This is a genomic window from Petrimonas mucosa (assembly GCF_900095795.1).
GTDB classification, from domain to species: Bacteria; Bacteroidota; Bacteroidia; order Bacteroidales; family Dysgonomonadaceae; genus Petrimonas; species Petrimonas mucosa.
In genome coordinates, this window is sequence record NZ_LT608328.1 from 1,219,934 (window position 1) to 1,233,322 (window position 13,389).

Consider the following 13,389-nt stretch of genomic DNA (forward strand, 5'->3'; position numbering starts at 1 on the left):
TTTCGATTAATATTGATATCCCGGGTTCTGATCCATCGAAGGTGATTTCCTTATCTCATTCAATTCAATGGGGACAAGAATCAACTTCTTATCCACTACCCTGTTTCTAGCCACGGTTTGATTAACTGGTACTACGTTGTAAAAGGCTAATCCGTCTGCATCCATATCCATACCCTGTATAGGCTCTCTCTCTGTAATTTCATACTTACCCCAACGCCGTACATCCCAGAATCGTGCATTTTCGTGCAACAATTCCACCATACGTTCGCGTTCAATAATACTTTGCATCTCTTCTTTTGAGGCCAGTTCAGCATCGGTCAGACCCGGTAATCCGGCTCTATAGCGAATCATATTGAAATAAAAACGCATCTCTTCGATATCCCTTGAGAGTTGGTATTCTCCAACAGTATGGGTAGAGGTAAGATTATTTAAAGCTTCCACATAGGCAAGCAGGATTTCTGCATAGCGGATAATGGGATATGCTTTCTCTAATCTTCTCGAGTTTTCATAGCCGGTACCTTGTCCCGGTGCCCCCCATGAATCTTCGGGGTGTACGAATTTTTTCAGTGAATAGCCTGTTGTATTTACGTTGTATGGCAAATTACGGACTGAATTTTTACCGGCGTTACCATTCAGATTATACCAGAATTGAATATTCCTCTTGCTTAAGTTTGAGGTTGAGAGCATCGGCCAATGTGCGCCGCTGAACCCGATACTTGCATAGAAGCGCATTTCGCGGTTTACATACATTTTGTGCACATTTCCCTTTAAAGTATATCCCGAAAATACCATATCGGTACCGTTATTCCACATACCATCAGTCTCGTAGGGATATTGATCGCTTGAGTTCTCAATAGTACGTCCATCCGCCATGCGATAGGCATCAATCACTTTTTGAGGAACCGATACCGTACCATACCCGTTATAAATTTCATACGGAAAGGCATGTCTCGAATAATTCTCCAATCCGGATGATTTCTGTGCCCACAGATATTCCGGGTTACGTGCAAACGGCGACTCACCGGTAAACATATCGGCATAGGAACGGAACGGGTCGATATCCCCTGCACCATACGGGAAATTATCCTGTGGCACATTGCTGGGTAGGGGTGCGGTATCCGGCATTCTCCTTACGGTATGCAAAGAAAAGATGTTCATGTCTATGATCTGCTTGCAAACAGCTGCAGCCACAGCCCATTTGCGCTCGTTGTATTGTTGTGATACATAGTTTACTCCATCGGTCGACCTTTTCCAGGTTCCATAGGTTCTACGGGCGGCCGTTCCTCCATTCCAGAGGGGACTTGCCTGAATCAACCGCAGTCGTGCACTCAAGCCCAATGCCGATCCGGCAGATGGACGACCAAAATAACTGGGTGAGACTTGGTCGGGCATCAACTTGGCCGACTTTTCCAGTTCATCGCAAACATAGTCTACCGATTCATCGAAGGTGGCCCGTGGACGGTCGTAGTATTCCTCCGACTCGTTGGTTTCCATCAGGTCATCACCTACAATCACAATGGGACCGTAATAGGTGATCAATCTGTAATAGGCATAGGCGCGCATGAAATAGAGATAACCCATCAGTTCATCCTTATCCCTGCCGGTCAGGTCTTTGGCCTTGTCGATATTCGCTAAAACCGTATTGACTTTACGGACAATGATATACATGCTGTTCCAGATGTTGAACGACCTGAGGTTGGTAGGTGTTATGTTCCCCTGTACGAAATCCAATGAAGAGTAATCGGAGATCATGATCGAAAATGCCTCATCACAGGCAAAGGAGCCCAGTTTGTCGAATTTGTAACCCTCGCCGGTATCGGATAAGCGCGTCCGTTTCTGAATCCCTGTTCCGGATCCCACTCTTTCACCTTGTCCCAAACATAAAGATTATTTCCAACCAACTGTATATCTGCCGATGACAAGCCGAAACGTTTAAGGTAATTCGACTTGAGATGGTAATTGAGTGTTACCTCCTGCAGGCGTAAGTAGCGTGAATCACCCTTCCAGAAAGTAGATAACTGTGAGTTATTGGCATTATATCCGTATGAGAGGCGCGGGAAGCGGGCGTTGGGATTTTCAGCCAAAGCCGGGTCAATACCGTTTGCCAAAGCATATTCCTTCGGTACCCAACGGTTGGATGGGTCATTGACCATTGTCAGCACATTCCCGATCCTTCCATTATTGAATGGCACATAACCTGGGCCATTGGTGCCGTAACTTGAATGGTAATACCCCACATGAAAAAAATCGGTTTTTCCTGTTCCCTTGAACAATATGCCTAACGTGAAATCTTTGTATTTCATCTCACCGCCAAAACCATACATTAATCGCGGGTAGGTAGGATCAGAAAGGAAGACCTGGTCGTCGGTATTGATCACACCGTCGCCGTTGATATCTTTATATTTGATATCACCGGGCATAACCTTAAATCCGCCAAATGACTGTTTTGCGCTGAATTCTATATCATCTTCGTCTGTAAACAGACCGGTGGCGATGTAACCGCGTATCGAAGACAAAGGATATCCGTTATAGGGTTGGTAGGGATACCTTGTAGGTGGTTGTTCCCAATTGATGATTTCGTTGGCTGAATAGGTATAATTGCCGCGTACTGTAAAATTCCACTCCTTATTGAATATGTGCGTATAGGAGATGTTACCGTCTGTACCGTAGCTGCGCATACTTCCCACATTACCATAGGGGCGTGCAGAATAGACCAACCCTACATAACCGGGGATCGTTTCCCTGCGTTGGAAAATATTTTCGCGTTTATCGTTAAAGAAATCCACTACTAATGTAAACCGGTCATCCAATAAATTGGTTTCAACCCCCAGGTTGGCTTTCAATGCCTTTTCCCACATCAGGTTATTGGCCCCGAACTGCAATTCGCTCACACCATTGAGTGTACTACCCCAACCCACAGGCTGGTTTTCTCCGATAATGGTCATGAACGGGAACCGGAAATCGGCAATACGGTCACTACCTACCGATCCATACGAACCGCGTAGTTTGAAATGGCTGAGCCAACTCATATTTTCGGCCACCCACTCATAACTGGTAGGTACCCAACCCAATGCAATTGATGGGAAGAAACCGAACTGTTTCCCGGGTTCAAAGTTTTCGGAACCGGTATAACCGAAATTGAAGTCGATCATATAGGTGTTCTTATACCCGTATGTTAATCTGCTGGATATACCCTGATACCTTTTGGGAAGAGCTTCCAGGGCACGACGTCCTGCAGCGGCATTATCAGCGTCATATGTGTCCTGCGAGTCACTCATATAATAGTAAAGTAACGCGCTTACACGGTGGTTGTCCGCAAGGACTTTATCCCAGGTGACCGTACTTTCGAAGTGATATTTACGTGACTGCCTCTGATAATTTGAATATTGGGGACTCACTGCATCTAAGCTCTTCGCCCTTTGTAATTCTCCCCAGGTGGTACGGCCGCTCGCCAGATACAATTCGGGCATTACATAGCGGGTTTCGTCTTTCCATGAGAGGTTGTCATAGGCTCCCTGCATCCTTAGTTTCAAGTCTTTTACCCAATAGGAGAAGTCATGCGCCAAAGCCAGTGTCGCCTTACCGATGTAATGCTGATTAGTCTGTTTTCCGGTGTAATTCAGCAGCACATAGGGTGATACCCCCCCTCCTCCGTCGGCTGAACTGTATGCAGGTAACTCTCCGGTCGAATATCTGATAGGAACGGTAATGGGAGTAAGCATCGATTGGGCGTTCCACATGGCATCTGTATTTGCAAAACCGGGTTGGGTCCTGAGCGACATGAAACCGTCAGTTCCGAAATACAATGTAGTGCTCTTAGTCAGGTCAATATCCAGATTGATACGGTAATTATATGTATTATAACCAACACCGGAGCGGATGGTGTTTTCAGGAGCTACTTTATAGGCGGCATCTTCCGCCGAGGTGCCCAAACTGATAAAATAACGAGCTGCTTGACTTCCGCCCTGTGCACTCACGTAATATGTCTGCTGGAAGCCGTTTCGTTTCATGATCTCATCCTGCCAATTGATGTCGGGATAAAGATCGTCATCCAGATGGTACTTGATCAGTTTCAACTCCATATCGTCATAAAGGATCTCTTCGTTACGTACGGCCCTTGCTTCGTTGGCCAAAACGGCATAATCGTAAGCCCTCAGATATTCGGGCATGCGTTTCAGATAGGAAAGTGTAAAGTTGGCTCTTGCCTTGATTTGCATCTTACCGCTTTGTCCGCGTTTGGTCGTAACCAATACTACTCCATTGGCTCCACGAACTCCGTAAACGGCTGTAGCAGAAGCATCCTTTAATATGGAAAATGACTCGATGTCGGCAGGGTCGATCGAATTTATATCACCCTCTAAACCGTCTATCAACACCAACGCCGAACTGCTTGCACCGAATGTACCGATACCGCGTACCCAGAACTCCGAAATGTTTTTACCCGGTTCACCACTGCCCAGTTGGGTAATCATACCGGCCACGCGTCCTCCCAACATGTTGGCAATACTGGTGGCAGGTGTTTGTAGTTCTTGTACATCGACTGATGTAACAGCACCCACAACGCTGATCTTTCGCTGAGTTCCCAAGGCGGTAACAACCACCTCTTCTATTTGAGTGGCAGTCGGCACCAACGTCACGGTAATATTGCTATTCTCAGCATCAACAAGATATTCCTTAACTTCGTAACCAATATAAGAAAACACAAGTACATCCCCTTTGGAAGCCTTGATCTTAAACTTTCCGTCGGCATCAGTAGCCGTACCGACCATTGCTTGCGCCTTCAGGTAAATACTAACTCCCGGAAGCGTCTCTCCATTTTCGTCAAATACGGTGCCACCCATGTTAAATACCTGTGCCGCAGCTAATAACGGGAGTAGGCACAGTAAACAAACAACCACTATTTTTTTATAATCAATTTGCATAATAAATTTTCAATTATTAATGGTAATTATTCTATAGTTAACTTTCGGACCACATTGTTTCCAAGGTCTGTAATATATATGTTTCCATCCGGTGTTACAGCCACACCTCTTGGTTGATTGAACAAGGCATCCTCGGGATTGCCATCCTGATAACCGGCAATACCTCCTTTTCCGATAACGGTAGATACCATGCCGCCGCCATTTCCGTCAAGGGTAATCATACGTATACAATGGTTGTTCCTGTCTGCCAGATAGAGATTTCCATTGGGTGCAACAATCAACTGGTTGGGAGTATTAAACCGGGCTTCCGACAAAGGTCCGTCTTGCCAGCCTGCTTCACCGTTCCTTCCCGCAAAAATTGTATGTTCATTCTTTTCGAAATCATATTTACCAATACAATGCAACGATGAATAGGCAATATACAGGATATTGGGGTTCACAGGGTCAAAAACAAGGTATGAGTCGGATGAGGTTAACGTTTCCGATACTAATGTCCCTTCCCTTGTATTAGGATCGATCTTGACAAGATGTCCCGAAGCAAAATAACGCGTATAGAGATCACCTGTTACCGGATGCGCTGCAAGGCTGTGTGCAGTACTAAATGTAAAGGGAATGCCATTAGCCCCTGCCGGCAGAATTGAACGTTGTCTTGGTGTCCAGGCTTCAAGCGGATCAAAAGTAAAGAATAATCTACCTCCATCGGAAATGGCAGAGACTGTCCCGTTTGCATCTACTGTCGGTGCACCCAATGCATAAGTGGCATCCGTTGAACTTCCCGGTAATACCGCTTCCACGATGTCTTCTTTCTCGTTGATTCTAACAAAACAAAACGGAACGCGCCAATGGGAAATAAAGATGTTACCCGTTGTATCCACAGCTATTGTGGAAGGCTGATGAAATTCGGCCTCAGATAATCTCCCCCCCTTGAATTGGGTCGTTCCTTTTCTTCCGGTAATGGTTTGAATGACATACATTGTCCTATACAAGTATTTCTTCTTCGTAAAAGCTGTGGAATCACCGTTCACCACAACAGAGATGATATTCTCCCTACCCGGCTGACGTGGAGTAATCGTGTAAATATGCTTTCCGTCAGAACCAATTACAGGTGCCGGCACATTATTGAAATAGACTTTGATCTTGGATGGATCCGATCCAAAGTTGTCCCCTGTAATGAAAACTTTAGTGGACATCCCACCTGAATCAGGTTCAAAGCCGGTGATTACGACCGGTTTTTTGGGATCATAATCTTGCCGCCCGAAATTATCGGACTTGTTACTTTCGCATGACCAAAAAACAGTAGCCACAACGAAAAAGATAAGATTTAAATCAGGGTCAACGCATTTAAATTTTCAACAACTGTAGCAAAAAGTTGTCATCCCACCCGGCCTTGAGACGTTTTGAAACCAAAGAACCCTTCGATGTGTCTTGTTTTAGAAGGTTGAGTGCTATTTTTCTGATGAAGGAAAAGTTTTGGGCGGAGTTCTTCGCCCTTTTCCTTTGCCGGTCTTCGTCAAAAACCATGTCCAATGTCCAGTGGAGTTTGTTTTCAATGCCCCAGTGCTGACGTATAAAAGTGTTGAAGTTTGCTGCTTGGTCAATGACACTGCTAATGTAGAAACGGGTTTCGGTCTCCTGTTTTTTACCCGTGTCCCTGTGGGCAGTAATCCTGACAATCGTCTTGAGTCCTTTCCAGTGTTCCCTGTTGTCGATGAAACCCAGGTTCGAGATAATTTCACAGGTACGTGTTTCAATCCGTCCGTGCCCTTTTTCCGTCACCTGATCGACCGAGTCCGGATTATGCCGGTTGAAACTGTCCTCCACCTGGGACAAAAGCTCTTTCTGGTTACCCTTGACCGAAAGGATATAATCCGCTTTATTTTCTATGATTTTTTCAGCAATCTTCGTTTGGGTACCAATGGCATCTATGGTAATAATGCTTCCTTCTATGTCAAGCAGGTCCAGCAATAACGGGATGGCCGTGATCTCATTGCTTTTCTCATCCACCTTGAGTTGGCCCAGGACCAATTGGTTTTCTGATGCCCAGGCGCTGACCATGTAGATGGGGTTCTTTTCATGAAAGCTGTCTTTGGACCCTTTTATACACTTGCCGTCCAAGCTGATAACCTCTTTTGTGATATGCTCATCCTTTAAAGAATCAACCCATTTGATGAAAGCTTCTTCAAAAAGACGTGGACGTAAACTGGAAAACACCCTGTTAATCGTATCGTGTGAGGGGATACCGTTGGGCAGTTTGAGGAACGTTTTCAGGAATGAAAGTTTTGTCTTGCCGAAAAGTTCAATTGAATCCCACGATTCCGCCCCACAAATAACGGCGAGTATCGACAGGATTATGATGTCGGATAGCAGGTGTTTCTTGTTCCTGTTGATTCGGTGGTCGGGAATGCACTCAAAATACCGGTGCAAAGAAGTGGCTGGACTTGTCATGTCTTTTTTGAGGCAAAGATACGCATTTACATTGCCTCAAAACAACACAAGTTATTAACAACCAGACGGATAAATTGTTGATAACACTGTCTTTTCTGATTTTTTTATGCGTTGACCCTGAGATTTAAATACAATTGTTTTTTCATGTTAAATAATATTATATAATTCACTAGTGTCCCATTAAAATTGGGACGTTATTAAAAATCAAATAAACCTGGTCCAAATCGTTCTTTGTTATTTTGAAATTTAGTTTTGTCGAAGAGGTCTCGAAGATGCGTTTTATCGGTCAGTGAGATGCTTAACATATTTGTCGCCATCATACTTTCGAACGATGTAATTGAATTTATTCCTATCTAAGAAGGCGACCAGCCGAGCGAACACAAATTTGTCTTTATGCATTTGCAATCCTGATTAGGGTCGCAAAGATGAGAATTCAAATCCGTTTAATCGAAAATCGTCTTCAACCAACTAAATTTCAAATATTTCAAAGAGCTATTTTAGATTTTAATGGTATAGCAATGTATATGAATAGTTTGACATGATTTAATTTAATTTCAACAACTCCCAGGATAATCTCTTCATATCATAGGTTGTAAAACATATTCGTTTCTCTTGTAAGAAGTGGGAAAATCGGTCTCGATAAACTCAAATGTCTGTCGATCATGGCAATACATAATTGCTTCATTGGGCCTTCGTTCATTATTGTTTTTTTGATACTTCGATGATTTCTAAACTTGTTACTTTAAAAACTCTACAACATTGTGGCCTTCCGGCTGACAATCAGTCAAATACTTTCTCGTTTTTTCCTAAACGGAACTGTTGAACATAAGTATTATTACGAAGAGATAATTAATTTCCACATTTACAGAAGCTTCCATAGTACAGTAAATCATATAATGCCGGTATTCCAGTATTAGTATCTCCTCTGAGGGAGTTATTGAATGTTAAGTTCATTTCGTTTAGATAGAAATTTATTTTACTCTGACACAAAAGTTGTAAAAAAGCCGTGTAACCCGTTCAAATTGCCGATAGAGGTTCTTCTCCCTCCCTATCTGAAAATTGAATTGATGAAAAGATAAGAATTTCGGTATTTCCATATTTCAATTTTAGCAAGAAAAAATAGAGAAACGGAAACTGCCATAAATGAGATTGGTAATAATTATACAAGTATACCCCTATGTTAAACTCAATTAACAAAAGATGGGAATGCCATTATATATACTACCCCAAATTTCATGCATTTATATCTTTACCTCATCTTATCAACGATTATTCGTTAAATATTCAATTAATTATTTAAAATTCAATGATATATGCAACATGGTACAACATAAAAATATGGCCAATCGGCTGATTATCAGTGTTTTTATGATTGATTAATGTCAATTAAAAACCAATATAGAGATATCTGCGGTGATGTTCTAATTGAACTAACTACGAAGTTAAACAAAAGTTTCAAATCATTCCTTATGGAGACGCTAATTTCCTATCTGGTCATTCCCGGCAGGATTAATTTCCTGCAATTGTGGAGATATGGCAAGTCGTGTGAACAGCGATTTCGCCAGAACTTCTCGAAGGATTTTGATTGGCTGGAGTTTAACTTGTCCTTGTCTGATAGGGTATTAACCGGAGATCGCAAGGCAATTGCCATTGATCCCAGTTATATATCCAAATCAGGAAAGAATACCCCTTGGATTGGTTACTTCTGGTCGGGTGCAGCCGGTCAGGCGAAAAGAGGATTGGAAATCCTGGGAGTGGGCCTTATAGACATCGACAACAAGGATTGCATCAATCTACAGGCCGTTCAGACTCCGGACCGTCAAACCCTGGAGAGTCGCGATGCCAACCTGATCGACTGGTACCTGCTGGTCATTAAATCGATGCGGGATAAACTCCATCGGACAAGCCGTTACGTGGTTGCCGATGCCTACTTCGCAAAGAACAACTTTGTTACGGGTCTGCAAGAGATGAAATTTAATCTGGTCAGCCGTTTCAGGGATGATGCCGTCCTTTATTACCCGACACGAGAAAAACCTACAGGTAAAAGGGGCAGGCCCAAATTCTACGACGGAAAGATTGACATGGCCAACCTGGATACAACCAGAGTGCAAAAGATCAATATTGATAACGGTGATCTCTACACCTTGGTAGCCTATTCCAAATCACTTAAACAGATGGTCAGGCTTGTCATCTGGTATTTCAAAGATGGGAAAAAACCAAAACTGTTCTTCTCTACCAATCCTGAGATGAGTGGAAAAGATGTCATAGAATTTTACCGCACCCGTTTTCAGATCGAGTTTTGCTTCAGGGATGCCAAAGGCTTCACCGGACTGATGCAATCGCAGGCAAGGGACGTAGCAAAGCTATCGTTCAACTTTAATGCATCTCTTACATCAGTAAACCTGGTAAGGATGTTGGCAAAGAAAAGAGGTATCCCTATTCGATGGCATCATCTAAGGTTATGATACACAATGTTTTTTGCTTGAACGATTTATTTGCATGTCTGGCATAAAACCGAACAGAAGATTAAATGATAAACTTGTTAAAGAACTCATTGAGTTTGCAGCCATTGCTGCTAAAATCTAAACTATAATTTTAATGAACTCTTCTATTAACAGAATAAGTTAAATATTTTCGCAAATATAAATAGGGTCTGCTTATTAATTCCCAATCAGGCACACAATTTCATTTGTGGCCCGAGTGGATAAATGTTTATATTTCTCACTATCATTAACTTCTGTAGTAACGAGACAAAATAAGGTAAGGGAATATCCCTCATATGCCGGATCAGATTCATCACAAAAATGATAGCCCCTATCCAACTCCTTGACGTCGAGGAGAGTCTGGCCCGGATATCATTTAAACCATATCCACGCTTGCCCTGTCCAAACTTCCCTTCAACCTGGTTGCGTTCCGCCGTCTCTCGTCGCTCTTTACGTTTTTGGTATCTGCTCTTGATCTCTTTTGCCGGCTTTCGTCCCAGTGGTTCCCCGGTGTAGCGGATTCTTTTCTCTTTCAAGAACCGTCTGTTCTCCCGGGTAAGATATATCTTGTCCACCTGAACCAGCTCCGGATACTTCCCTGTCAGCTTCCTGAAGCGTTCAACCTGTGACTGAAGATCCTGCCCCTCATTGAACGCATCCCAGTGGAAATGATCTACCCTGGCATAGCCATCCAGCAGGCTGATGTTGATCTTGGCGCCAAACTCCGTCTTGGCCTTGGCTTTACCACGGACGATGGGGCGAACATGTGGCTGATGAATGTTCACTATGCGATCTTCTACTTGATGGCTCTTCTTCTTATACATCGTCTCCTGTTGTTCCAGCAGATGCTGGATGACAAAAAAATACTTTAGTTGCCGCCGGTCGAAGGGAATCGGTTTATCCTTTATGGTGTCCAGTATCCCGTTGATAGTCCGCACATCCCGTTTCAGGTAGTTGATCTGCTTGCGTATCGCTTTTCGTAACACGTTGGCTGGTTTTCTCTTCATTTTCGACACATTCAAAAAATCCTTGCGTGCAACCCTTCTGTATGTACGGGGTTTATCTTTAATACCCAGTTTCAAACACAACTCATCGATCAGCTCTTCTGCCTTCTGGCGGCTCTCGTTCAGCAGATCCAGATCGGTGGGATACTTGATATCCGCATCACAGACCGTTGCATCCATTTGGAGCTTCCCCTTGTTCCCGGGATGCGGATCGGGATCGTCATCATTATCATCTTCTTCATCCTTCGCATCCTTGTCAACCACTTCTTGATTTGCCCCGGCTTTTAGCTTCAACCCTTTTCTTATCAAGTCGTCCGTCAATGATTCAAAGACATCAAGGTCGATTCGCTTTCTGATGGAGACCAGCAGTGACGGTGTCATCACCTGTTCATAGGTGAAAGCTTCGAGACCAAGAAAATACTGCATGTAGGGGTTCTCCTGTATCATCTCTATTACTCCACGGTCGTCACTCTTCATGATGTGCTTGATGATGATTACTCCCAGCACAAGCCTGGCATCTTTGGTGGGGGCACCCCGGTTGCTTTTGAAGTTCTTGTAATAAAGCCGGGCGAACTCTTCCCAGGGAACTATTTTTGAAAGAATAACCCACCGGTTATTCTCATCCAGTTTTGCCTCAAAGGGCATCTTGAACTCTGAAATTGAAAGCTGCCTGGAGCTCTTGTATCGTATCATAAAATGCAAGGTTTATGAAGTAAAAATACTCAATTTCTTGCAGTTATGCAAATTTTTTACCAACTAATTTACTGATATACAACACAAATGCCAATTATTCAGCAAACCCTAAATATATTTTTTATTAATGGCAATAAAATTGAATTTTACACCAGGGTCAACGCATAAAAAAATCAGAAAAGACAGTGTTATCAACAATTTATCCGTCTGGTTGTTAATAACTTGTGTTGTTTTGAGGCAATGTAAATGCGTATCTTTGCCTCAAAAAAGACATGACAAGTCCAGCCACTTCTTTGCACCGGTATTTTGAGTGCATTCCCGACCACCGAATCAACAGGAACAAGAAACACCTGCTATCCGACATCATAATCCTGTCGATACTCGCCGTTATTTGTGGGGCGGAATCGTGGGATTCAATTGAACTTTTCGGCAAGACAAAACTTTCATTCCTGAAAACGTTCCTCAAACTGCCCAACGGTATCCCCTCACACGATACGATTAACAGGGTGTTTTCCAGTTTACGTCCACGTCTTTTTGAAGAAGCTTTCATCAAATGGGTTGATTCTTTAAAGGATGAGCATATCACAAAAGAGGTTATCAGCTTGGACGGCAAGTGTATAAAAGGGTCCAAAGACAGCTTTCATGAAAAGAACCCCATCTACATGGTCAGCGCCTGGGCATCAGAAAACCAATTGGTCCTGGGCCAACTCAAGGTGGATGAGAAAAGCAATGAGATCACGGCCATCCCGTTATTGCTGGACCTGCTTGACATAGAAGGAAGCATTATTACCATAGATGCCATTGGTACCCAAACGAAGATTGCTGAAAAAATCATAGAAAATAAAGCGGATTATATCCTTTCGGTCAAGGGTAACCAGAAAGAGCTTTTGTCCCAGGTGGAGGACAGTTTCAACCGGCATAATCCGGACTCGGTCGATCAGGTGACGGAAAAAGGGCACGGACGGATTGAAACACGTACCTGTGAAATTATCTCGAACCTGGGTTTCATCGACAACAGGGAACACTGGAAAGGACTCAAGACGATTGTCAGGATTACTGCCCACAGGGACACGGGTAAAAAACAGGAGACCGAAACCCGTTTCTACATTAGCAGTGTCATTGACCAAGCAGCAAACTTCAACACTTTTATACGTCAGCACTGGGGCATTGAAAACAAACTCCACTGGACATTGGACATGGTTTTTGACGAAGACCGGCAAAGGAAAAGGGCGAAGAACTCCGCCCAAAACTTTTCCTTCATCAGAAAAATAGCACTCAACCTTCTAAAACAAGACACATCGAAGGGTTCTTTGGTTTCAAAACGTCTCAAGGCCGGGTGGGATGACAACTTTTTGCTACAGTTGTTGAAAATTTAAATGCGTTGACCCTGAATTTTACACCCCTCTCTTTTTAGACAAATTCAAGCGGCCGCCCGATAGATATCGACCTGCCTTTTATATTCCAGTCGCTGATGGGGCCTTCCTGTATTATATTACGTCATATACTCCTTTATTTTGCAATATAAATCCAAACCGTTATCAGACGGCTCAAGATAGATTTTCTCATACTTGATATTGCGCCAGAATCTTTCAATGAAGATGTTGTCGATTGCACGTCCCTTACCGTCCATACTGAACTTTAAACCCTCATGTGAAGAAAAGTAGGCCGAAAACTCGGGACTGGAGAATTGACTGCCCTGATCTGCATGGGATAGAAATTGGCGCTACCTGGTGGGGATATGACCAGGATGAAGTTCATTCTTCCTGGTATGCTCCTGGACTGTTTCACGTTCTTGAAGGGTTTCTAAAACTATCTTTGTTTAAAGCCGGCGCTGTAAGTTTT

At 43.4% G+C, this 13,389-nt stretch carries 8 protein-coding genes and 1 pseudogene; 2 read left to right on the forward strand and 7 right to left on the reverse strand.

From position 1 onward, the window contains the following. Positions 1-6: 6 nt before the first annotated feature. From ING2E5A_RS04835 to ING2E5A_RS14985, 6 genes and pseudogenes are all read right to left on the reverse strand, one after another. Positions 7-1,860 carry a RagB/SusD family nutrient uptake outer membrane protein gene (locus ING2E5A_RS04835; RefSeq protein ID WP_231960464.1) on the reverse strand — a complete coding sequence of 618 codons (1,854 nt, stop codon included), beginning with the start codon at positions 1,858-1,860 and terminating at the stop codon, positions 7-9. Continuing rightward, the gene (locus ING2E5A_RS04840) at positions 1,749-4,922 is read right to left on the reverse strand and encodes a SusC/RagA family TonB-linked outer membrane protein (protein WP_071136431.1); all 3,174 of its coding nucleotides are present in this window, start codon (positions 4,920-4,922) and stop codon (positions 1,749-1,751) included. Before ING2E5A_RS04840 ends, ING2E5A_RS04835 begins: the two co-directional genes overlap by 112 nt. Positions 4,923-4,948: 26 nt before the next feature. Next, on the reverse strand, positions 4,949-6,226 hold the full coding sequence (locus ING2E5A_RS04845; RefSeq protein WP_083373196.1) for an IPT/TIG domain-containing protein: 1,278 nt from the start codon (positions 6,224-6,226) through the stop codon (positions 4,949-4,951). 37 nt (positions 6,227-6,263) lie between these two features. Then, entirely contained in the window at positions 6,264-7,367 is a 1,104-nt protein-coding gene (locus tag ING2E5A_RS04850) for an ISAs1 family transposase (RefSeq protein WP_071136433.1), read from the reverse strand. A gap of 197 nt (positions 7,368-7,564) precedes the next feature. After that, positions 7,565-7,672: pseudogene (locus ING2E5A_RS15250) on the reverse strand (IS4 family transposase); the annotation flags it as partial. Next, entirely contained in the window at positions 7,647-7,766 is a 120-nt protein-coding gene (locus tag ING2E5A_RS14985; RefSeq protein WP_231960444.1) for a DUF4372 domain-containing protein, read from the reverse strand. The gene ING2E5A_RS14985 and the pseudogene ING2E5A_RS15250, both read right to left, overlap by 26 nt. 1,070 nt (positions 7,767-8,836) lie before the next feature. On the opposite strand from ING2E5A_RS14985, the gene ING2E5A_RS04855 reads away from it, so the two are divergent. Continuing rightward, positions 8,837-9,832: a transposase gene (locus tag ING2E5A_RS04855; protein WP_231960445.1), complete on the forward strand. Its 996-nt coding sequence runs from the start codon at positions 8,837-8,839 to the stop codon at positions 9,830-9,832. Positions 9,833-10,038: 206 nt separating this feature from the next. On the opposite strand, the gene ING2E5A_RS04860 is transcribed toward ING2E5A_RS04855, so the two are convergent. Continuing rightward, positions 10,039-11,547 carry an IS5 family transposase gene (locus tag ING2E5A_RS04860; protein WP_071135755.1) on the reverse strand — a complete coding sequence of 503 codons (1,509 nt, stop codon included), beginning with the start codon at positions 11,545-11,547 and terminating at the stop codon, positions 10,039-10,041. A gap of 272 nt (positions 11,548-11,819) precedes the next feature. Here ING2E5A_RS04860 and ING2E5A_RS04865 point away from each other — a divergent pair, with 272 nt between their 5' ends. Further along, positions 11,820-12,923 carry an ISAs1 family transposase gene (locus tag ING2E5A_RS04865; protein WP_071136433.1) on the forward strand — a complete coding sequence of 368 codons (1,104 nt, stop codon included), beginning with the start codon at positions 11,820-11,822 and terminating at the stop codon, positions 12,921-12,923. Positions 12,924-13,389: the final 466 nt, after the last annotated feature.

Excerpts from the sequence above, each read along its gene's own strand:
- ING2E5A_RS04865 (WP_071136433.1), top strand. The coding sequence starts at position 11,820 with ATGACAAGTCCAGCCACTTCTTTGCACCGGTATTTTGAGTGCATTCCC.
- ING2E5A_RS04860 (WP_071135755.1), bottom strand. The coding sequence starts at position 11,547 with ATGATACGATACAAGAGCTCCAGGCAGCTTTCAATTTCAGAGTTCAAG.
- ING2E5A_RS04840 (WP_071136431.1), bottom strand. The coding sequence starts at position 4,922 with ATGCAAATTGATTATAAAAAAATAGTGGTTGTTTGTTTACTGTGCCTA.
- ING2E5A_RS04850 (WP_071136433.1), bottom strand. The coding sequence starts at position 7,367 with ATGACAAGTCCAGCCACTTCTTTGCACCGGTATTTTGAGTGCATTCCC.
- ING2E5A_RS04855 (WP_231960445.1), top strand. The coding sequence starts at position 8,837 with ATGGAGACGCTAATTTCCTATCTGGTCATTCCCGGCAGGATTAATTTC.
- ING2E5A_RS14985 (WP_231960444.1), bottom strand. The coding sequence starts at position 7,766 with ATGCATAAAGACAAATTTGTGTTCGCTCGGCTGGTCGCCTTCTTAGAT.